Origin of the sequence: Pseudomonas fungipugnans (genome assembly GCF_029955235.1) — a bacterium.
GTDB classification, from domain to species: domain Bacteria; phylum Pseudomonadota; class Gammaproteobacteria; order Pseudomonadales; family Pseudomonadaceae; genus Aquipseudomonas; species Aquipseudomonas fungipugnans.
Map to the genome: position 1 here is coordinate 625,880 of NZ_JARBWL010000001.1, position 23,436 is coordinate 649,315.

Here is a 23,436-nt window from a genome sequence, read left to right on the forward strand (position 1 = left end):
CTCGCGAAAGCGGTGTATCAGTCGACATCAGTGTTGAATGTGTCGGCGCCTTCGCGAGCAGGCTCGCTCCCACAGGAATTAATGGTGTTCGATCTATTGCGGTACGCCCTCGCGCAACGAGCGTGGCCGCATATCGGTCCAGTGTTCATTGATGTAATCCAGGCACACTTGCCGCTCACCACGCTGCCCCGCCTCGCTCCAGCCGCTGGCCATCGGCTTGCCCGCCGGCCACAGCGAGTACTGGCCTTGCGCGTTGATCACCACGTCAAATTGCAGCTGTGAGTCAGTCATGTCGTTCTCCAGTTGAATGGGGTTGCAGCTGCGCCAGGCATTCGCCCAGCCCTTCGGTCAGGCGGCCGAACACCGTCCGCCGCTGTTCATCCGTGTCCCCGCAGGCCCAGGCATACACCCGTGCCGATGACCCGCAGATACCGGCAAAGGCCTCGGCATCGTCACTGGCATAAGCCCGCGCGGCGATCTCGGCGTTGGCACCGGCATTGGCCTGGGCAAACGCGCTGGCGTTGGCCTCGGTACTCAGCTGCGCGTAGTACAACGCGAACGCTTTCGCATCGCCGAAGTGTTCAGCAATCATTGCCGTGTTGGCCGGGGCAAGGCCAAAGCTCAGCGCACTTTCATGGGCCTGGGCGTAGGCCGCGTCATAGGCATAGGCCCGACGGTACAGCGGTTGCAACACCGGCCTGAGCGCCGCCCGCCATTCGCCCTTGCGCCCGCGCAGTCCGAGCGCCGCCCGTTGATGCAGGCTTCGCAAACCGAGCAAGGCCGGCTGATGTTCCGGCAAGGCGTCACACAGCAACGGCAGCACCACATCAGCCTGCCACTGATGCACCAGGCGAAACGGAACCTGGCCATCGAGTCGCTGCAACTGCGCGCTCAACCGCTGACGCAGACACTCGGCCTGCGCTTCAGGCTGGGTTTCGCACAGCACCTGCATCAGCGGTGCCAGCCAGCGGGGCTCAAGGCTCATGCCGATCGCCCTCCGCTGACGGTGAGTCTGCGCTGATCATCTCGGCAATCAGCCGCGCCCACTGGCCCGCAACGATACCGTAGTGATCAGTCTCCAATACCTGCCAACTCAGTAACTTCGGCAACAGCTTCTGCCAGCTTCGCTCCAGCTCGTCCATGGCCCAGCGACCGCCGACGCCATACGGGTTGGCTTGCCGGGCAATGAACATCCGCACAGACGTGGTCGCCAACAACGGCGGCTGGAAAGCCCCCATGCTGTCGATGTTCTGGTGGCAGCAACGGGTCAGGCGTTGCAGATAAGCCTGCCGCTCTTGCGACAACTCTCGGCCAACCGCATCAGGCCAGCGCTGGGCAAACTCGCGCTGGAACACCTGCTCGATGGCCTGCTCATCGATGCTCGCCAGTTCCGCTCCGGCGTCTGGCGCAGGCGGGTCGATCAGGTACAGCAGCGGCTGCCTGATGCCCGACGCCTGAGCCTGACTGCACATCGCCTGCGCCACCCAGGCGCCGAACGACCAGCCGGCCAAGCGCCAGGCGTTGGGATTTCGGGTCTGTACAGCCTTGAGATAGAGCGCCGCACGCTCGGCAACGCTGATGCTCGGCAAGTCCGGCAGGCGCAACGCCGGGTCGGCGATCACGCACACGCCCAGGTCCGGGTGCAGTGCCGAGGCCAGTTCCCGATAAGCTTGAACATCGCCGCCCACCGGGTGAATCAGGTACAGCCACTCCTGACCGGCGCCGGCATGCCATTGATCAATCTGCACCGCATCGGCCCAGTTGCCCTGACTTGCCGTCGCCGCGCCGACACCGGCAGCCTCCACCAACGCGAGTACCTCGCGCAGGCTGACCTTGTGGCTGAACTGCGACAGCTGGAACACCACTCCGGTGGCCGCTTGCAGTTCGTCAATCAGGTCCAGCAGCGTCAGCGAATCCGCCCCCAGTTCGTACAGCGATTCGTCGTCATCGAGTTCAGTGACACCAAGCCATTTACACAGACACTCACGCAGGCGCAGCGACAGATTCACGCTCACGGTCGCGTCAACTTGCGCCGTGGCCGCGCCGTGACGAACCGGATAAAACCGCCGCGCGGTGTCGATGCCAGTGGTCGAGATCAGCAGTTGCGGCAACTGCGCCGTCATGGCCAGATCGAACACCCGACAGCCCTCTTCTGCCGACAAGCCGACGGTCAGGTGCTGCTGATGCGCGGCATCGCCGCCACGGGTGGTCGTGGCCATGCCGATGTCGCGCCAGATGTCCCAGTTGAGGCCCAGGCGCACGCAGCCGCTGGCCGTGTTCGCACGGTAATGAGCAAAACCGTCGAGCACGCCGCTGGCCGCCGCATAGTCCAGATGCCCGGCGCCGCCGAACAGCGCCGACATCGACGAGCAGTACAGGACAAACCCCGGCGCCATCTGCTCGATCAGGGCTTCGACGGCGAGCATGCCACGGGTCTTGGCGGCCATGGCTTCATCCATTTGCCGGGCGTCGCGGTGGCGGATCAGACTGCCGGCCCCGACACCGGCGGCGTGAATCACCCCGGCCAATCGACCGTAGCGCCGTGCCAGTTGTTCGAGCACCGTCGGCCAGCGGCTCAGGTCAGCGATGTCGGCCTGAACGCAGTCGATCCGCGAAGCATAAGCCTTCAGCGACACCGGCAATTCACCCCGGCGCGAGAGCAGTACCACACGCCGCTGCGGAGCCTGCAACAGGTGTTCACACAAGGTACGACCGATACCGCCCGTGCCGCCCAGCACCACAAAGGTGCCATCCACGGCTAACAGGTTGGAAGCCGCTGGCGGTGCCGGCAACGGACTGGCGATCAACCGGGGCTGCCACACATAACCGTCACGCAACGCCATGCGCCGTGGCAGTTGCGCCGGCTCGCTGAGCAACGCTGCCAGCTCGCGCGCCTCCAGTTGCGGCGAAGGCCAGTCCAGCCAGTGACAACGTACCGGGTATTCCTGGGGCACCACTTCGGTGATACCGGCCAGCGCCGCCAGTTCGGGGCGCGCCACTTCGCCGTGCACCGGGCAGGCCTGCCACGACATCAACCACAGCCGCAGAGTCGTCGTCCGCGACACCTGCCCCCAGGCCTGCATCAAGGCGCTGACGGTGTCCAGACAGGCCCACTGCGCCGCCGCCAGGCTTTGCTCGTTGACTGCGCCCGTTACCGACATTGGCAAGGCGTGCAGCCAGTCCAGCTCGACCAGCGTTGGCCCGCCCACTTCGTCGAGTAACCGGGTCAAGGCGCCCACGTCCAGCGGGTCAAGCTCGAAGCGATCCGTGCCGAGCCGCTTGAAGCCGTTGCCGGCGCGCACGTGAATCACTCGTGGATAGACGCCGTTCAGGCTTTCCAGCAAGGTTGCGTCGGGGGTGTCGTTGCTGCAAATCACCAGCGTTTCGCGTGCAGCGCCTGTTGCGACTGTGCTCAAGCGCCGGGTACGCATCCACTGGCGCTGGTGGAACCAGTGCGCCAACGGTTGTCGTTCGATGCTCGCCGACAGCGCTTCCACCGGTTCAGCTACGGCAGCCGTCTGGAAGCGAAAAGTCTCAAGATCGAAAGCCGACGGCGGCAGATCCCAGGGCGGTGGCGCAGCGCGCTGTGGCCAGTTGATGGTCACCCCTTCGGTCCAGGCCTCCAGCAGTACCAGCGGTGAATGATCATTGCCATTCAGATAGACGCCAGAATCAGTGATTTTCTTGATCGACGCAGGCTGCGCCAATACCTCGTCACCCGGGCGGTACACCATCGCGAAACGCCAGCGCAATTGCCGGCGCCCGGATTGCAAGTAACGCAGCAAGGCGGCATGACGCTCGGGGAATGCCTTCAGCCAGGCGCCAATTGCCGCGACATCGCGCAGCAACGCCGAATGGCTGTGGGCGGAAATCATCAACAGCGCTAGCGTCTCCTCGGCCACCACGGCCTCCAACTGGGCGGCGCCCACAATCACATGCGCATTGGTGCCACCGATGCCAAAGCTGCTGACCCCCGCCACACGCCGTTGCCCTGCGGGCCACGGCCGGGACGTGGTTGGCACGTAAAACGGTGAGTGTTCGAGGTCGATTTGCGGGTTGATCCGGCCAAAGCCGAGGTTCGGCGGCACTACGCCATGGAATACCGCGAGCGTCGCGCGAATCAGCCCGACCACGCCCGCCGCCGCGCCCAGGTGGCCGATCTGGCTTTTCACCGACGCCAATGCGCAATGGCCGACCGGCGCATCGCCGAACGCCTTGCTCAACGCCGCAACTTCAATCGGATCACCAAGCAAGGTGCCGGTGCCGTGGGCCTCGATGTAGCCGATGTCGGCACCACTCAATCCGGCCTTGTGCAAGGCTTCGCTGATCACCGCGCTCTGCCCGGCCACCGATGGCGCGGTGTAGCTCATCTTGTTGTGGCCATCGTTATTCAGCGCCGAGGCTTCGACCAACGCGTAAATCCGGTCGCCGTCAGCCTGGGCCCGAGCCAGAGACTTGAGTACCACCACGCCATAACCGCTGGCGCCGATAGTGCCACTGGCATCGTCGCTGAACGGGCGGCACAGCCCGTCGCTGGAAAAAATGTGCTGCGAGCGGTGGCGATAACCATCCGTCAGGGTCGGGTCGATCAGCACCCCGGCGGCGAGCATCACGTCGCTGTCACCGTGGCGCAGCATCGCGCTGGCCAGGTGCACGGCGATCAGCGAACTGCCGCACGCCGCCTGCACGCTCAGGGCCGGGCCGGTGAGGTCGAGGTGATAGGCGGCCTTGGTCGCCAGGAAATCCTTGTCGTGGTGCAGCGCCATCTGGAAGCCGTCCGGCAAATCACCGTCCGCCGTCTCGCGCAGCATCTGCTGAAAGTAGGTGGTTTCGCCGCAACTGGCGATCAGACCGATACGCTGGCCTTCGGCGCTCGGCGTGATGGCCGCGTGTTGCAGCGCCTGCACGCAAGCCATCAACAGATGCCGCTGTTGCGGGTCCATCAGGCGCGCTTCCTGGCGGCTGATGCCGAAATATTCGGGGTCGAAATCCAGCATGCCCGCCAATTGGCTGCGCGCACCGACACGGCCTTCGGTCGCGGCAAACCGCTCGATACCCAACGCGTTGCCTTGAACCATGTTCCAGAATTCGCCCAGGTTCTGCGCCCCGGCGACATTGACCGACATGCCGATGATTGCCATCGGCTGCTGACCCGCATCGTCATGATGCACGCGCTCGACGGGAGTCGCAGGCGCCGTCGACAAATGCGCCGCCAGGCGGCGCACCGTCACCTGTTCGAACAGATCGGCCATCGCTACCTTGTGCGCCAGTTCCTGGTTGTAACGGGCGTGCAGGCGCATCAGGCCGAGGCTGGTGGCGCCGGCTTCGAAGAAGGTCTGATCCGGTTCGATATCATGCCCGATCACCGCGCCGAACAGTTCGCTCAGTTGCTGCTCCAGCGCGTTCAATGGCGCCACCGGTTGCACCGTACGACGCCGCTCCAGCGCCTCGCCCAGACCCTTCAACGCCTTGCGGTCGACTTTTCCGCTGGGCGTGCGTGGCCACTGGTCGATACGCCGGTACTGATCGATCCGCACATGGGCTGGCAGGTACCGCGCCACCTCGCGGTCCAGCGCCTCAGGCATCACACACGTGCCGTCGAGTTGCAGGTAAGCCGTCAGGCTCGGCGGTTCGGCCTCAATCGCCACTACCGCGTTGATGACCTCTGGCACCTGCATCAGCGCCGCTTCAATCTGTCCCAGTTCCAGCCGATGGCCGCTGAGTTTGATCTGCTGGTCGTCACGCCCCAGGTAGTGCAGGCAACCTTGGGGGTCGGCCCACGCCAGATCGCCAGTGCGATAGAACAGCCGGCTACCGCCATCGGCCTGGGGCCGTTCGACAAAACGCGCCGCGTTCAACCCCGGATCGGCGAGATAACAGCGAGAAATCATCGGCCCCGCCACCAACAGGTAGCCACGGCTGCCGTTCGGTACGGGTCGATCGTACTTGTCCACCAGCAGTAACAGGGCATTGCTCACCGCATCGCCAATGGGTGCGCGCAACGGCCAGTCACGCGCCACTGCCGGCAGCCGCAAGGCGCTGACCACGTGGGTTTCCGTTGGCCCATAGTGATTGAACAATGTCGCCTGCGACAGGCCGCTGAACCATGTGCGTAGCGCGTCGGTGCAGAGCAATTGCTCGCCCGCCGTCACCACCTCGCGCAACGTTTGCGGGTAAATGCCTTGGGCGACGGCGGTTTGCGCCAGATGCTGCAAAGCCACACAGGGCAGGAACAGCCGCTCGATCCGTGCCTCCACCAGATAAGCCAGCAACGCCTCGGCATCCTGGCGCCATGCCGGCGTGATCAGGTGATAACAGCCACCGCCGCACAAGGTGCTGAATATCTCCTGGAACGACACATCGAACGACAACATGGAAAACTGCAACGTCACCGATTTCGCCGGCAATTCACCCTCGGTGCGCTGCCATTGCAGCAGGTTGCACAGGGTGCGGTCCGGGACCTGGACGCCCTTTGGCGTGCCCGTGGAGCCGGAAGTGAACAGTGTGTACAGCGCACGTTCGCCCCCATGACGCGGGCGTTCGAAGGATCGGGATTGAGCATTCAACTCGACCCGATACCGGGCAAATCGGTCTGCATTGAGATTTTCCAGCGCCACCTCGGTCGCGGTGCTGAACAACAGACAATGCGGTTGCGCCTGCTGCAGTACCTGACGTTGCACCACCAGCGGGTAACCGGGGTCCAGCGGCACCGCCGTCAGATTGAGTTTCGCCAGCGCCAGCAAGGCGACGATGTGCTCCACCGACGGATCAAGCAACAGCACGACGTGCAACGGCGCCTCGTCCTGAGCCGGCAGTGGATGCCGCTCGATCAAGCTGGCGGCCAGCGTATCGGCCAGCGCATTTAGCTCGGCGTAAGTGATACGGCGCTGACCGGCAACCAGCGCCGTGGCGTCCGGCGTGCAATGCACCTGATGCTCGAACCAGTCGGCCAGCGTATTGAACGGCGGTTCGCCGCTGCCGCCTTCGCTGGCGGGCAGCAGGCTGAGGCGATAAGGGCTGAGCAGATCGTCAAGGGTCGCCGCCGAGCTTTGCAGCAGCAGGTCGAGGCCCCGGCCAAACAGCTCGTTCACCGCACTCATCTGCGCGGCATCGAAGTAACTGCACTGATATTCCCACCAGCATTCCAGCTGTGAGCCGGCGCCGACCACCAGCAAGGTCAGCGGGCACTTGGCCTGCAATTGCTCGCTGAACTCCAGCGTGGCATGCAGGCCCGAGCCGGCCAGCGACGCGTAATCGGTGTTTTCCAGCACGAACATGAAATCGAACAACGCCGCGCTCGACGACAGCCGCAAGTCCTCGACCAGATCGGCCAGGGCGACATCCTGCAACGCCAGCACCTCGCGCACAGTGGCGGTCTGTTTGCGCAACTGCTCGCCCAGCGACAGCGCATTGTCGATGGCGGTCGGGATCAGCACGGTGTTGGCGAACATGCCCAGCGTGTCTTCGAATTCCGCCAGTGGACGGTTCGACACCGGGCTGGCAATCCGTGGCCGTTCACAACCGGTCAGGGCGTACAGGCTCCAGGCGAATACACTCAGCAGCACCTCGAAACGGGTCAGCCGGTGCTGCGCGCAATAACGTTCAAGGGCGACGCTGCGCTCGGCGCCCAGAGACTCGCGATGCAGCCGTGCATCGGGGCTGGCGGCGCGCCTCGGCGTCAACGCCGGCGACGCTGCTTGCTGCTGGCGGTGCAGCTCGGCCAGGGCCCGGCGCTGGTCGCGGTAATGCGGGTCCACGCTCCACTGCCGCTGCCACAGGCCGAACTCCAGCGCCGTCAGGCGTGGCGTCGGTTCCGGGCTGGTGCGGCCTTGCACGGCATCGGCATACAGACTCGTCAGGTCGGCAAACAACAGGTTCATCGACCAGCCATCGACGATGGTGTGGTGCAAATTCAGCAACAGTCGGCAACTGCCATCGGCGAACGGCAGCAGCCAGGCCTGAAACAGCGTCGGCATGGCCAGGTCAAACGGCGTGCCGAACACCAGCTTGGCGAAGGCATGCCAGTTGTCTTCGGTGAAATGCCCCGGCGCGAAGGTGCGGCAAGCCGCACCCTGCTCCACTATCACCTGATCGAGGCCATCGGCACCGGCCACAAACGCGGTGCGCAACCCCGGATGGCGTGCCACCAGACGCTGCACCGCCTCAGCCAGCGCCGTGACATCGACACCCGCCGCCAGATGCAGAATCAGCGGCACGTTGTAGGCGGTCGAGGTCGGCGTGCGCTGCTGCATCAGCCACAAGCGGCGTTGCTCGGCAGTGGCCGGCAAACGTCGGGCGGTGCTGACAGGCGGTGCGGGTGGATAGGCATGACTGCCGCCCTGCTCGCCGGTCAGCTGCTCGGCCAGTGCCGCGAATGGCTGGCCGAGCAATGTGCTGATGGCGATCTCACGCTGCCAGCGGCTGCGTATCGCCGAACGCAGGCGCATGGCCTTGAGTGAATCACCGCCGCTGCCCAGCCAGTCGTCCTGCGCGCCCAGGCTGGGTTGTCCCAGCAGTAAGCGGGCCTGCTCCAGCAGCCAGTTCAGTGCGGGGGATGCGTCTTGATTGTCAGTCGCCTCGGCTGCACGCCAGGGATTCAAGGGCTGCGCCAGCAAGGTGTCGCGGTCGATCTTGCCATTGGCGGTCAGCGGCAGACGGTCCAGCAAAAACAATTGATGCGGGCGCATATAGGGCGCCAGTTGCGCCCGCAGATGGGCGTCAAATTCGTGGTAGTCCATGGGTTCGCGAGGCACGATGAACGCCAGCAACTGATGATCCTCGGCCGCTTGGCGCCGGGTGCAGACATACGCCTGCGCCACCTGCGGATGCTCCAGAATTCGCTGCTCCACTTCCCCCGGTTCGATGCGAAAACCACGGATCTTCACCTGACGATCAACCCGGCCCAGGCATTCGATCAGCCCCTCGGCGTTCTCGCGCACCAGATCGCCGGTGCGATAATGCACCTGTACGCCGCCGTCGAGTTCAGGCAGGCGCACAAAACTGCGCGCCGTCTCCTCGGGCCGGTTGCGGTAACCACGGGCGACGCCGCTGCCGCTCAGGTACAACTCGCCGACTTCACCCGGCGCCACTGGCCGTTGTTGCGCGTCCAGCACCCGTACGCCGGTGTCCGGCAATGGCCGGCCAATCGGCACCCTATCGCCACTAAAGTCGCGGGGAATGGGCCAGCACACGGCAAAGGTGGTGCACTCGGTGGGGCCATAGACGTTGAAAATCCGGCACGGGCTGTCGGGATTGGCGCGATACCAGGCGCGCACGGCGGTGGCGCTGATGTGCTCGCCGCCGATCAACACCTGACGCAGGCTGGCGAAGCATGACGGGCAATCGGCGCTCACCGTGTTGAACAGCGCCACGGTCATGAACAGGTTATCGACCTGTTGCGCCTCCAGCACCCTGGCCAGTCGCTGTGCGTCCAGCACGTCCTCATCGGCAATCATCACGCAGCAACCGCCGTTGAGCAGCGGCGCCCACAGTTCGAAACTGCACGCGTCGAAGGCCGGATTGGACAGGCAGGCAAAGCGATCCGCCTGACGAATCTCGATATAGCCCTCAGTCTGTGTCAGGCGCAGCAGGCCGCGTTCGCCGACTTCCACCGCTTTCGGAGTGCCGGTGGTGCCCGAGGTGTAGAACAGAAAACTGACCTCGGCAAAGTCTTGGGCCATGGGTTGCGGCGGGTGATCCGGGTGATCCAGCAGCGCCTCGACGCTGGCGTGCCAGAGCGGCGGTGTCAGCGCCAATTCACTGTCTTCGTCCAGCGTGACCAGGCCAACGCAAACCGCATCGGCCAGCATCTGCTGCTGACGTTTGACCGGGCTGGCGCGGTCCAGCGGCACCACCACGGCGCCGATTTTCAATGCGCCCAGGATTGCCGCCAGCCATTGCCAGCCGCGCGGCATGCACAGCGCCACCGACTGACCGGATCGTACGCCGCGAGCCTGCAAGCCCCGGGCGATGCGCTCGCTGGCGCTGGAAAGTTCGGCGTACGTCAGCCGCACCTGCTGATCGATCACCGCCAGGGCTTGAGGATCACGCTGCACCTGTTCGGCAAATTGCGCGAGCAAGGTCATTGGCTGTTCTGCAATCGCATCCTGCGGGTTCATGATGTCGCCTCCTGCGCGTCGAAGCGTTGCAGCTCCTGCCTGATGGTCTGCGAGACCCGATGCACTTCCGCGGTTTCCAGCATGTCCCAGTGACCGCCATTGACCAGTTTCGCCAGATAGCCGTTACCGGTGCGCCGACGCCAGAAGCCGCGCAGCTCATGCAACTGGCTGCGGCTGAAGCCCTCGCGGGCCTGAATCAGCACCACACGACCGGCCCGTGGCGCGCATTCGTAGGCGGCCATGGCCAGGCGGTTGTGGTTGTAGATGTGGAAATAGCGCTCCACTTGCGCGTCTTCGATACCGGGGTACATGCCGTTGAAGCGCACCAGTTTGTCGCGGAACTCGGCCATGTCGACGGTGCCGATCTGCTGCCGGAAACCCGGATCGTCCGAGCCTTGCGTGTCGAGCAGCACCACCGTCACCTGTCGATGCCCCGCCGCTGTCAGACGCCGGGCCATTTCATACGCCACCAGCCCGCCGAACGACAGTCCGGTGAGGATCAGCGGTTGCGGCGACAGCGGTTCGATCAGGCGCAGATACGCCTCGGCCATCGCTTCAACGGTGGGTTCGGTGGCCTCCCCCGGGTTCAACCCCGGCGACTGCACGCCATACACACCGACATTATCCGGCAGCACCTTGGCCAACGACAGATAACAGAACGCCGTACCGCCCGCCGGGTGAATACACACCACGTTGTGCTGGCCCGCGCCACGGCGAAATTCGATCAGGTTGCTTTGCGCGGCCGCCGGGCTGGCCCCGGCACGCAACCAGCCGCCCAGCGCTTCGATGGTCGGGTAGCCGAGCACCACGCGCACCGGCACTTCGACGGCAAAGGTCTGACCGATCTGATGCGCCATCTTGATCGCGGCGATGGACGTCCCGCCGACATTGAAGAAGTTGTCGCGGATGCCGATCTGCGGCGCCAGCAGCAGGCTTTTCCAGATCTGGTACAGCGCCAGTTCGAGGTGGTCGCGCGGGCTGCTCAGGTTGACCTGCCGATTGGCCAGCGCCTGATCGGCCAATGCCGTCAGCGCCGGGCGGTCGATTTTGCCATTGGCGGTCAGCGGCAGCGTGTCGAGCCACAGGTAGCTGCCGGGCACGACCGCGCTCGGCAGGGTTGCCGCCAGATGTGCGTGCACTGCCGCTTCATCCGGTTGCCCGGCCACCACGCAGCAGGCCACCAGCCGCTGGTTCTGCGCCGTGTCGCCGACCATCAGCACTACCGCGCTGCGGATGTCGGGGAACGCTTCCAGCCGCGCTTCAATCTCGCCCAGCTCCAGACGCACGCCGCGCAACTTGACCTGAAAGTCGTTACGGCCGAGAAATTCCAGCTGGCCGTCCGCGCGATATCGCGCCAGATCGCCGCTGCGGTACAGGCGGTCACCGGGCACGAAGGGGCTGTCGATAAAGCGTTCGGCAGTGAGGTGCGCCAACCCCAGATAGCCGCGCGCCACACCCACGCCGCCGATGTGCAGTTGCCCGCTGACACCGACCGGCACCGGCCTGTCGCGCTCATCCAGCACGTAAAAACGGTTATTGGCGATGGGCCGGCCAATCGGCACTTGCAGGGCCGGCACTTCGGCGCCGGGCTCCAGGGTCCAGAAACTGTTGATCACCGTGGTTTCGGTCGGGCCATAGACGTTGTGCAGACGGGCATGGGGCAAGCGCTCCTGAAAACGTCGGGCCAGGGCTGGCGACAATTCACCGCCGCCGCTGAACACGTCGGTCAACCCGGTGCAGCGGCTGACGTCTTCGACTTCAAGAAACAGTTGCAGCATCGCTGGCACGAACACCAGCGCCGTGACCCGCTGCTCGCGCACCACGTGCGCCAGATAAGCCGGCTCGAAATGCCCACCCGGACGCGCTACCACCAACCGCCCGCCCGTGGTCAACGGCCAGAACGTCTCCCAGGCCGAAGCGTCGAAACCGAAAGGGATCTTCTGCAGCATGGCCCCGGCTTCGCCACAGACCTGCAAACACCACAGCAGCAGGTTGCTCAGGCCACGATGGGCAACCATCGCGCCCTTGGGCAAACCGGTGGTGCCCGAGGTGTAGATCACATAGGCGAGGTGGTCGGCGGTTACGCCGACACTGCGCGGGTCGAGGTTGTCCGGCGACAGCGGCGCCCAACTCGCGGCATCGGCCTTGAGGTCGAGTACCGGCGCTTCCCAGGGAGAATTTTGCAGTGCCTGACGCAATACCGCGTGCGCCGACCCCAAGGTCAGCAGCACCACCGGCGTGCTGTCACCGAGCATGTGGCTCAGGCGCCCGACCGGGTAATCCGGGTCCAGCGGCACGTAGGCACCACCGGCCTTGAACACCGCCAACAGTGCAATCGGCAATTCCAGCGAACGTTCGACGCACACTGCCACCCGCACGTCCGGGCCGACACCGAGCGTGCGCAGATACCGCGCCAAACGGTTGGCCTGGGCATTCAACTCGGCGTAGCTCAGGGATTCGGCCTCGAACACTACCGCGCAGGCCTGCGGGTTGCGCAAGACCTGCGCTTCGATCAGTTGATGCACGCACGCCGTGGATTGCATCAGCGGCGCGCTGCGGTTGAAGTCCAGCAGAATCTGTTCGCGCTCGGCCTCGGCCAACAGCGACAGCGCGCCAATCGACTGCTTGGCGTCCATGGCGATCTGTTCCAGCAGATGCCGGTAATGACCGCTCAGGCGTTCAATGCTCGCGACGTCGAACAGGTCGGTGTTGTACTCCACCAACAGGTTCAGGCGCCCTTCGCGCTCGACCCATTCAAAGGCCAGATCGAACTTGGCCGTGGCGCTGCTGGTGCTGTAGGGCGCCAGACTCAGGCCCGGCATGTCGACGGCGTTGCCGGGGGTGTTCTGCAACACCAGCATCACCTGGAACAGCGGCGAATGAGCGGTATCGCGCGGCGGATTGACGGCCTCCACCACTCGGTCGAATGGCACGTCCTGATGGGCATGCACATCGAGCATCTGCCCGCGCACTTCACGCAGCAGTTCGGCAAAGGTCTGCTGTGAGTCCAGACGCTGGCGCAGCACCAGGGTGTTGACGAAATGGCCGATCAACGGCTCGATTTCCGGGCTGTTGCGGTTGGCGAACGGCGTACCGATGCACAGGTCCTGCTGACCGCTGTGGCGCCACATCAGCACCGCCAGCGCTCCGAGTAACACGTTGAACAGCGTGCCCTGGGTCTGCCGGGCCAGGGCATTGAGTTCACGCAACGTGCCGCTGTCGATGGATGAACTGAAGGTGGCACCGGCGTAGCGCTGCACCAAAGGCCGGGGCCGGTCGGTGGGCAGACTCGACAGGGCCGGCGCATCGCTGAGCGTACGCCGCCAGTAATCGAGCTGAGCCTCCAACGCTTTGCCCCCGAGACGCTGCTGTTGCCAGCAGGCATAGTCGGCGTACTGCACCGGTAACGGCGCCAGGCTCGACGGTTCGCCGCGCAGGAAATCGCCGTACAGCGTGGCAACCTCATTCAGGATCACGCCCATCGACCAGCCATCGGCGATGATGTGATGCACGCTGTACAACCACAGGTATTCATCGTCGGCCAGACGCAGCAGCGAGGCCCGCAGCAAGGGCCCGGTGGCCAGATCGAACGGCGCGCGAGCGTCCTGATCGACGGCGGCCCTGACCTGCTGCTCACGTTCGGATGCTGAAAAATCACGCAAGTCGGTCACGCTCAACACGGTGGCGAGGGAGCTTGCTCCCGCTGAGGTGCATAGTGCCCCCGAAGATGGGACTGCTGCGCACTCCAGCGGGAGCAAGCTCTCTTGCCACCGTGGCGTTTGGAGCGGGTGCACCACCTGACGCGGCTCCCCGCCGACATTGCAAAACGTGGTGCGCAGGATTTCGTGGCGAGCCACCAGTTCGTTCAAGGCCCGCTCCAGCAACGGCACATCCAGCCGGCCCTTGAGCGTCACCGCCGAAGGCACGTTGTAGAACGCATTGCCCGGCTCCAGTTGATCGAGAAACCACAGCTGGCGTTGCGAAAACGACAACGGCCAGGCTGCCTGATCGCCCGCGCGGCGAGGAATCGCCAGGCGGTCCTGGCCACCGAGCAAGGCAATCAGTTCCTGTTTGTGCAGCTTGAGCGCCTGCAACATCTCGTCGGTGAGAAACCCGCGAGGTGCCTTGCAACGCAGCTTGTCGCCGTCGACTTCAAGGACCACGGCATGGCGGTTGAACAGCTCCAGCAATTGATAGGCGTTCATACTTCAATCTCCTCCATGTCGCTGTCGTCGGCAGACTCGTCCGGGGTAAAAGCTTCGATCCGGGTGCGGTGTTGCTCATCGGCGGTGCGCAGGCCACCGACCATCGAGTAGATCAACTGATGGCTGGGCCCCAGGTCGAACAGCGCCGGCAACTGCTGCTCCTCGATCGACCCCACGCCGCACAGGCCAAGGCCTTGCTCGACGGCGGTCATGGTCAGCAGCTGCGCCATGGCGCCGGCTTCGATGTGGCAGAAGTCGCGACTGCGTTCGCCGTACAGCGGGCGGATCGCCGCCATGTCAGCGATGAAAAACAGCGAGAACGCGGCGTTTTCGTACACCGGGCGATTGACGAAGTAGTCATAGCTGTCCGGGTCGAGCAGACCACTGCCCGTGGCCAGCAAACGGTGCTGGCGCGGGTCGTAGTACCAGGCGCCACCGGGCACGCCCGCCACCCGGCCCGGCTTGACGTACACGTACGCCTGAATCGGGTACAGCCCGCCCGCCGACGGGAACTGGTATTTCACTTCCCCGTCCAGATGCCCTTGCGCCAGCGCGGCGAGCAGCTCGGTGAAGGCCTGGGTTGCAATCGGCTGCGCGCCGTACTGGCGCACCGAGCGGTAGTCGCTGAAACGCCGGGCGAATGCCGGGGCTTGGGGCACGGTCAATTCGAGCACCGGCACCGTGGGTGCAAACGTACGACGCCCACGCTGCTCGGCCTTGAACTGCGCCCGCTGTTGCGGATCCTCGATCACTTCTTCAGGGCTGCTCGCCCGCTGCTGCGCGCTGCTGACCAGATCCTGATGCGCCAGGCTCTGGCGGTACATGCCCAGCAAGTGCAGCAAGGTCGGCTGCGCCAGCAGTTGCGCCACGTGCGGACGGAACTGCAGGGCGCCGGACAACGCGTTACTGATCCTGACGATGTCGATTGAAGTGGCGCCGAGGTTCAGCAGGTTGGCGTTGCCGGCAATTGAATCGCGCTTGAGCACGCCCTGCACAATCTCCACCAGTTGCTGTTCCTGCGCGCCTTCGACCACCAGTGCCGGGCCGGATGCCTGCACCTGCGACGGCTCCGGCAAGCGCTTCTTGTCGACCTTGCCATTGGACGACAACGGCCAGGCTTCGACGAAGGTGAACGAGGACGGCAGCATGTACGCCGGCAGTTTGTCCGCCAGGTACTCGGTGAAATCGCTGGCCTGCAACGCCGGGTCGGCCTTGAGCACATAACCGGCCAGGCGTTTTTCCCCCAGGGTGCTGCCAAGGATGCGCACCACGGCGCTTTGCACCCCCGGATGGCGATTGAGCGCGGCTTCGATTTCGCCCAGCTCGATGCGATAGCCCTGGACCTTGACCTGATTGTCTTCGCGGCCCAGGAACTCGATGTTGCCATCGGGCAGCAACCGCCCCAGATCGCCGGTGCGGTACAGGCGTTCGCCGGTCAGCGGGTGGGCGAAGAAACTGCCGGCGCTCAGGGTTTCATCACGCCAGTAGCCTTGGGCCAGGCCGATGCCGCCGATGTACAACTGCCCCGCGACCCAGGTCGGGCGCACTTGCAGCGCTTCGTCCAGCACGTAGAAGCGCTGGTGATCGAGGGCCTTGCCATAGGGGATGCTGCGCCACGCCGGATCGACTGTTTGCACCGGGTAGCAGATCGACCAGATCGAGGCTTCGGTGGCGCCGCCGAGGCTGATCAGTTGCAAATGCGGCTGCAAGGTCCAGACCCGTTCCGGCAGGGTCAGGGGAATCCAGTCGCCGGAGAGCATGGCTACGCGCAGACAGGCCGGTAGCTGGCCGCCCTCGCCCTCCACGTATTCGAGCAGCATGCCAAGCAACGCCGGCACCGAGTTCCACAGGCTCACCTGATGACGTTCGATCAACGCCATCCAGTGCGCCGGATCGAGGGCCAGTTGCGGTTCGAGCATCACCACCGCCGCCCCCACCGCCAACGTGCCAAAGAAGTCATAGACCGACAGGTCGAAACTCAGCGACGAAATCGCCAGCACCCGGTCCGTCGGGCCGACGGCAAAGCGCCGGTTGATGTCGAGCAAGGTGTTGACCGCACCACGATGGTCGATCACCACGCCCTTGGGCAGGCCGGTGGAACCGGAGGTGTAGATCACATACGCGAGGTCGGTAGGCGTTACCTGCACCGGTTGCAGCGGCAGGTGATCGACTGTCGGCGCGTCGATCACGGCAATGGCGTTGACCTGCGCCGGCCATTCGAGCTTGCCGAGCAGCGTCGGCTGGGTCAGGGCCAGGCTCACTTCGGCTCGCAGCAGAATATGGCGCATGCGTTCCGCTGGCAGCGTCGGGTCGATCGGCAGGTAGGCACCACCGGCATACAGAATCGCCAGGGTCGCCACCACCTGTTCCCAGCCGCGCTCCATCACCACTGCAACCAGCCGATTCGGCACCACACCCTGGGCCTGAAGCCGGGCGCCGAGCTGCCGTGCCTCTTCGCGCAGTTGCGCGTAAGTCAGGTGTCGCGCACCGATCACCGCCAGCGCATCCGGTGTGGCCAGGGCCTGACGTTCGAACAATTGATGCATCAACGGCAAGCTGGCGTGGCTGTCGACCGGTGCCGGCAAGCGCGCCAACGGCAACAGTTGCGGGGTGCTGGCGCCCCAGGCTGCCGGGTCCGCCAGACGATCGAGCAACGCGTTATAGGCGTCGAACATCTGCCCGATCATGCCGTCGGGAAACAGCTCGTCGATGCTGTCCCAGTTGAACAGCAAGCGCCCTTCCAGCTCCAGCAACGTGTGGTCGAGCCACACCTGCGGGGTCTGGGTGATGCTGTGCATGTGCCTGGCGTTCAGCGCATCCGCGAGGTTGAATTCGGCCAGTTCCGGCGCCGCCTCCGACAGCGTGCTGTTGAACACGATCGGCATCGCTGTCTGCTGCACGCCCCGGGCCTGGGACAATTCGCGCAGCACGCGCACGCCGCTGACCACCGAATGGTCGATGTCTTGCCACAACTGCGCCTGCACCGCGCGGGCCTTGTCGGTGAAGCTCTTGGCGCCGGCAATGCTGACTTCCAGCAGCACCAGGGAGGTGAAGTCGCCGATGATTTCATCGACGTCCGGGTGCAACGGCAAGCGGTTGAACAGCGGCAGGCTCAGGGTGAAACGTGGCGTGCGGCTCCACAGCGCCAGCACTTCGCTGAACGCGGTCAGCAGCATCACCGACGGCGTCACCGCAAACTGTTTGGCCACGGCCTTGAGTTGCGTCCATTGCGCTGCCGACATGTCGCGGTCGCGGCGGGTGAAGTGCGGATTGGCAATGCTGTCCGGCTGACGCACCAGCGGCAAATCCGGCGCCGGCGCCAGGGTGGTGACCCGCTCGCGCCAGTAGCCCAGTGCCTGTTCGTAGCGGCTGCCGCTGCGCAACTGGTGTTCGGCCAGCACATAGTCGCGGAACGTCAGGCCCGGCTCGGGCAGGACCAGCGCCGGATCGACGTAGAACGCCATCAGCTCGCGGGCCAGAATCTGCGTACTCGCCGCATCGACGATCAACGCATCGAGGCTGATGTGCAAATGGGTGATGCCGTCATCGAGCAGCGACAGGCTGAACTCGAACAGCGGCCAACGACTGGCGTCCAGCACCTGATGCGACTGGCGTTCGCGGGTCGCTTCGAGGGTGCGCTGCGCGATGTCGGCGGGCAAGCCGCGCAGATCGCTACGCGGCATGCAGTAGCTCGGCACCTGTTCCAGCACCTGCTGCGTGCCGTCGCTCAGGAACACCACGCGCAGCATGTCGTGGCGCTGGATCATGCGATTCAGCGCCTGCTCGAAGCGCCCAGCGTCGAAATCGGGGATGCGCAGTTCTTCGTAGCCGTGAGCGCTGACGCCGCCGAGGCTGACCGTGGCTTCACGGCCAAACCAGTACGCCTGCTGGATATCGGTCAGGGGAAATGGCGCATGCCGGGCGGCGCGGTCCGCTTCGATCTCGCTGAAGGCCGGTTCGATGCGGATCTCGTGCTCAAGAGCGGCCCGCACCTGCGCCGCCAGGTCCATCAGCACCGGGGTCTGGAACAGGCTGCTCAGGGACAGTTGCGCGCCCATGCGCTGGTTGATCGCGTAGATCATCCGCGTCGCCAAAAGCGAATGCCCGCCCAGGTCGAAGAAGTTGTCGTGCAAGCCGACCCGCTCGCACTTGAGCACTTCGGCCCAGATCTCGGCCATGTGCCGCTCGACGTCGTCGCGCGGTGCCACATACGTGGCCCCGGCGCTGCGCTCCGGCGCGGGCAGCGCCTGGCGGTCGAGCTTGCCGTTGCGGGTCAGCGGCAAGCTCGCCAGCGACACCCAGGCACTCGGGATCATGTGTTCCGGCAGATGCCGTTGCAGCTCGGCGCGCAGGGCTTCGCTGGACGCCGGGCCGACCACGTAAGCCACCAGCCGTTTGTCCCCCGCCACGTCTTCGCGCAGCAGCACGGCGGCCTGGTGCACGCCGGCTTGCTGTTGCAGCAGGCTGTCGATCTCGCCGAGTTCGATACGGAAACCGCGCAGTTTGACCTGCTGGTCGATGCGTCCCAGGTACTGCACGTTGCCGTCGGCCTGGAACTTCGCCAGGTCGCCGCTGCGGTACATTCGTGCGCCGGGTTCGTTGCTGAACGGGTCCGGCACAAAACGTTCGGCGGTCAGGTCCGGGCGGTTCAGATAACCCCGCGCCAGACACGCGCCGGCCATGTACAACTCACCCGCCACGCCGACCGGCACCGGGTTCAGGTGGTCGTCCAGCACGTACAGCCGGGCATTGGCGATGGGGCGTCCAATCGGCGGCGCGTCCGGCCAGTGCTCGGCATCGCTGCACGACAGGCTGAACTGGCTGACCACATGGGTTTCGGTCGGGCCGTACTGGTTGTGCAGTTGCGCAGCGCCGAGGCCACGGACAAAGCCGCGCAGTTCATCGTTGATTTGCAGCGCTTCACCCGCCGTGACGATCTCGCAGCCACCGGCCGGTATCGGCGCATCGGCTTCGGTCAGGCCGGCCAGTTGCTGCAACACGGCAAAAGGCAGGAACGCCCGCTGCACGCCTTCGGCCACCAGGGTCGGACGCAGGGCGGCAAGGTCTTTACGGCTGTCTTCGGTCATCAGCAGCAAGCTGGCGCCCTGGCACAGGGTGCTGCTGATTTCCTGGAACGACACGTCGAAGTTCAGCGAGGCAAATTGCAGCACCCGGCGCGGCGCCGTGGTTTGGTCGAGTTGCCAGGCGATCAGGTTATCCAGCGCCCGGTGACTGTGGGCCACGCCCTTGGGACGGCCAGTGGAACCGGAGGTGTAAAGCACGTAGGCCAGATTATCGGGGCTCACCGCCACTTGCGGATCGGTGTCCGGACCGTTTGCCCATTGCTCGGCATCGGTGTCCAGGCAACAGGTCTTCAGCCCGCTTTCACTCAACGGCAGACCGTCACGCAGTGCGGCCTGAGTCAGCAGCAAGGTCGGTGCGGCATCGCTGAACATGAACGCCAGACGCTCTCCCGGATACGCCGGGTCGAACGGCACGTAGGCCGCGCCGGCCTTGAGAATCGCCAGCAGGCCAATAACCATCTGCGGCGAGCGCTCCAGGCACAGCCCCACCCGATGCTCGGGGCGTACGCCTTGCTCGATCAGGTAATGCGCGAGGCGGTTGGCGGCCTGATTCAGCTCGCCGTAACTCAGTTGTTGGCCGACGGCGAGCAGCGCCACCGCCTCGGGCGTGTGCCGGGCCACCGCTTCAAAACGCGCCACGCAACCGGGCATGGCCGTGGTGTCGCGCTCGGTGCGGTTCCACTGGTGGACGATCTGTTGCTGTTGTTCGGCGCTCAGCAGCTTGATCGTCGATAACGGCTGTTCGCTGTCCTCGACCATCTGCGTCAGCACCCGGCGCAGGTACTCGCCGAACTGCGCCACGGTGTCGCGCTCGAACAGCCCCGAGGCGTATTCCAGGCCGCCGACGATTTGCCCGTCGCGCTCGCTGAGCGCCAGTTGCAAATCGAACTTGGCGACATGATGGCTGCTCTCGACCGGGCTGATGTCCAGCCCGGACAACGCCAGGTCCGAGGCCTGATCCTGCTCCCAGGCAAACAGCACCTGGAACAGCGGACTGTGGGCCAGGCTGCGCGGCGGGTTGAGCAGTTCCACCACCTGCTCGAACGGCAGGTCCTGATGTTCCTGGGCGTCCAGCGCGACGCGGCGCGCCTGTTGCAGCCATTGCGCCACCGACGGCGTGCCGCTCTGCGTCATGCGCAGGGCCAGGGTGTTGACGAAAAAACCGATCAACCCTTCCAGTTCCTGCTGGCTGCGGTTGGCCGACGGCACGCCGATCACCACGTCGGCTTGCCCCGACAAGCGCGACAACAACAGCGACCAGCCGGCCAGCAGATTCATGAACAGCGTGGTGCCCTGCTGCAAGCCCAGCGTTTTCAGGCGAGCGGTCAAGGCGCGATCGAACACCAGCGGCACGAAACCGCCCAGATAATCCTGCACCGCAGGGCGCTTGTGATCAGCCGGCAGTTCCAGCAGCACCGGCGCACCGCTGAGCGTATCGCGCCAATAGCGGCTTTGCTGCGCCAGCACTTCACCGCTCAGCCACTGGCGTTGCCACACGGCGTAATCGACATACTGCACGGGCAGCGGCGGCAGCGGATCGTCCTGATCCTGCAACGCGGCTTCGTACAACTGGCCCAGTTCGCGGGTCAGTACGCCCATCGACCAGCCATCGGAAACGATGTGGTGTTGGGTCAGCAGCAGCACATGCTCATCGTCCGCCAGCCGTACCAGACTGACGCGCATCAGCGGGCCACGGCTCAGGTCGAACGGCCTGGCGCCCTCCTCGTCGATCAAACCGATGAGGCGCGCCTCGGCATCGCCAAGCCCCTGTAGATCAGTTACCGCCAGCTTGATGCTGTGCGCAGGCGGCGCCACTTGCTGCCGCCCTTCGCCTTCGACGGCAATGAACGTGGTGCGCAGCGCTTCATGGCGCGCCACCAGTTGATTGAAGCTGCGTTCGAGGGCCGCCACGTGCAAGGGGCCGCGCAAACGCAGGTTCAAGGGCATGTGATAGGCCGCGTTGCCACCCTCCATTTGCGCCAGAAACCACAGGCGTTGCTGGGCAGACGACAACGTTTGCGCGCCCGTGCGTTCAACCGCCGTGATCGCCACGCGAACCGTGTCCCGGCTGAGTGCCAGGCGCTCGGCGAACTGCGCGAGCACCGGGGCGGCGAACAGCGCCGAAGGTGGCACTTCCAGCCCCAGCGTGTGGCGAACCTGAGCCAGTACGCGCATCACCAGCAACGAGTGGCCGCCGAGGGCGAAGAACTGATCGTCGCGCCCAACTCGCTCGCCCCCCAGCACCTCGGCCCAGATGGCGGCGAGTGCGGTTTCCAGCGGGCCTTGCGGTGCCTGATAGTCGCGCTGATCGAAGGCGTCGGCCTGCGGTGCCGGCAATGCGCTGCGATCGACCTTGCCGTTGGCGGTCAGCGGCAGCGCGTCCAGACGCACGAATGCGCTGGGCAGCATGTAATCCGGCAGGCTGAGTTGCAGTTGCTCGCGCAGTGAACGCGGGCTGAGCGCCGCGTCGGCTTTTTGCAGGTAATAGGCAACCAGTCGCGGCTCACCGGGCGTGTCCTGACGCAACAGCACCAGGCATTCACGCACGCCGTCAACCTGCAGCAGCGCTGCCTCGATTTCCCCCAGTTCCAGGCGCAGGCCGCGCAGTTTGGCCTGGAAGTCGTTACGCCCGAGGAATTCAAGATTGCCGTCAGCCCGATAACGCGCCAGATCGCCGCTGCGGTACAGACGTTCGCCGGCCACGAACGGGCTGTCGATAAAGCGTTCGGCGGTCAGTTGCGGCAGGTTCAGATAACCCCGTGCGACACCGACACCACCGATGTGCAGCTCGCCCGCGACGCCCACGGGAACCGGTTCGCCCGAATCGTCGAGCAGGTAGATACGGGTATTGGCCAGCGCCCGGCCGATGGGCAGCACGCCGTCGGCCTGGCGCTGGGCGGTGAATTCGAAACAGGTGCTGTCGATGCTCGCTTCGGTGACGCCATAGGCCTGGACGATCTGCACCTGCTCGCCACACAGCGTGCGCAATTGCCGGGCGCTGTGCGCAGTCCAGATGTCCGAACCGCAGACCACGGTGCGCATGAACCTCAGGTCGTGACCAGCCGCCTCCACCCAGGCCAGCAGCGCATTGAGCACCGCCGGCACGAAGTCGGCAAAGCCGATCTGCGCGTCGCTCAACAAGCGATACAACGCCGCCGGGTCCATCAGCGATTCACGCGGGCACAGCACCAGCGTGCCGCCAAAACCCAGCGCGCGGATCAGGTCGGCGCTGAACACGTCGAAGGAAAAACCGGCCATTTGCAGGTGATTGAGCGGCCCGCCCAAGGCGTAGAGTTTTTCCCAGGCGGCGCTGACGGCGATCAGCCCGCGATGCTCGACCATCACGCCTTTGGGGGTGCCGGTGGAGCCCGAGGTGTAGATCACGTAGGCCAGATGCCGAGGCGTCAGCCCAACCGCATCGGCCTGGGGATTGTCCGGCGACTGCTGCGCCCAGGGGCTGGCGTCGTCCAGGTCGAGCACCGTCGGCGCGGTGGCCGACGGTTCAAGCGTCGCCAGCAAGGCGGCACGCGCCGGACCGTGGGTCAGCACCACCAACGGCGCGCTGTCGGCCAGCATATGCGCCAGCCGCGCCTGCGGGTACGCCGGGTCCAGCGGCACATAAGCGCCACCGGCCTTGAGCACCGCGAGCACGCCGACCAGCATCTGCAGCGAGCGCTCCAGGCACAAGCCGACCCGCACGTCCGGCCCGACACCAAGGCTACGCAAGTGATGGGCCAGGCGGTTGGCGCGGATGTTCAGCTCGCCATAGCTCAGCGCATCACGCTCAAACCGTGCGGCAATGGCGTCGGGGTTGCGCAGCACCTGGGCTTCGAACAAGCCGTGCACGCACAGCTGTTCGTCAAAGGGCTGTGCCGGTGTTTTTGCGGATAAAACGCCGGGCTGCGCGGAGGTCGCCCCGCGCAAGGAAGAGTTGTCGAACATCGGAGGCTACCGTCCATGACTGCATTATTTTTGTGATCAGGCTGGGGCAGTCATAGCCCCGCCAGTCAGGCCCCGGCGCTGAGTGCC

5 protein-coding genes are annotated in these 23,436 nt (G+C 65.1%); all 5 read right to left on the reverse strand.

The genetic code is table 11. The features are described 5' to 3' along the window. Window positions 1–93: 93 nt before the first annotated feature. From POF45_RS02885 to POF45_RS02905, 5 genes are read right to left on the reverse strand one after another with little or no spacing between them, the layout of a single operon-like run. The gene (locus tag POF45_RS02885; protein ID WP_259502810.1) at window positions 94–291 is read right to left on the reverse strand and encodes an MbtH family protein; all 198 of its coding nucleotides are present in this window, start codon (window positions 289–291) and stop codon (window positions 94–96) included. Then, window positions 284–985: a hypothetical protein gene (locus POF45_RS02890; protein ID WP_282314994.1), complete on the reverse strand. Its 702-nt coding sequence runs from the start codon at window positions 983–985 to the stop codon at window positions 284–286. The genes POF45_RS02885 and POF45_RS02890 overlap by 8 nt, the downstream gene beginning before the upstream one ends. Further along, complete coding sequence (locus POF45_RS02895; protein ID WP_282314995.1) at window positions 975–10,118, reverse strand: non-ribosomal peptide synthetase; 9,144 nt, start codon at window positions 10,116–10,118, stop codon at window positions 975–977. Before POF45_RS02895 ends, POF45_RS02890 begins: the two co-directional genes overlap by 11 nt. After that, on the reverse strand, window positions 10,115–14,323 hold the full coding sequence (locus POF45_RS02900; RefSeq protein ID WP_282314996.1) for a non-ribosomal peptide synthetase: 4,209 nt from the start codon (window positions 14,321–14,323) through the stop codon (window positions 10,115–10,117). The genes POF45_RS02895 and POF45_RS02900 overlap by 4 nt, the downstream gene beginning before the upstream one ends. Beyond that, the gene (locus tag POF45_RS02905; protein WP_282314997.1) at window positions 14,320–23,349 is read right to left on the reverse strand and encodes a non-ribosomal peptide synthetase; all 9,030 of its coding nucleotides are present in this window, start codon (window positions 23,347–23,349) and stop codon (window positions 14,320–14,322) included. The genes POF45_RS02900 and POF45_RS02905 overlap by 4 nt, the downstream gene beginning before the upstream one ends. Window positions 23,350–23,436: the final 87 nt, after the last annotated feature.

Bases quoted from the DNA above. Each gene is read 5' to 3' on its own strand.
- POF45_RS02885 (WP_259502810.1), bottom strand. From the start codon at position 291: ATGACTGACTCACAGCTGCAATTTGACGTGGTGATCAACGCGCAAGGC.
- POF45_RS02890 (WP_282314994.1), bottom strand. From the start codon at position 985: ATGAGCCTTGAGCCCCGCTGGCTGGCACCGCTGATGCAGGTGCTGTGC.
- POF45_RS02895 (WP_282314995.1), bottom strand. From the start codon at position 10,118: ATGAACCCGCAGGATGCGATTGCAGAACAGCCAATGACCTTGCTCGCG.
- POF45_RS02900 (WP_282314996.1), bottom strand. From the start codon at position 14,323: ATGAACGCCTATCAATTGCTGGAGCTGTTCAACCGCCATGCCGTGGTC.
- POF45_RS02905 (WP_282314997.1), bottom strand. From the start codon at position 23,349: ATGTTCGACAACTCTTCCTTGCGCGGGGCGACCTCCGCGCAGCCCGGC.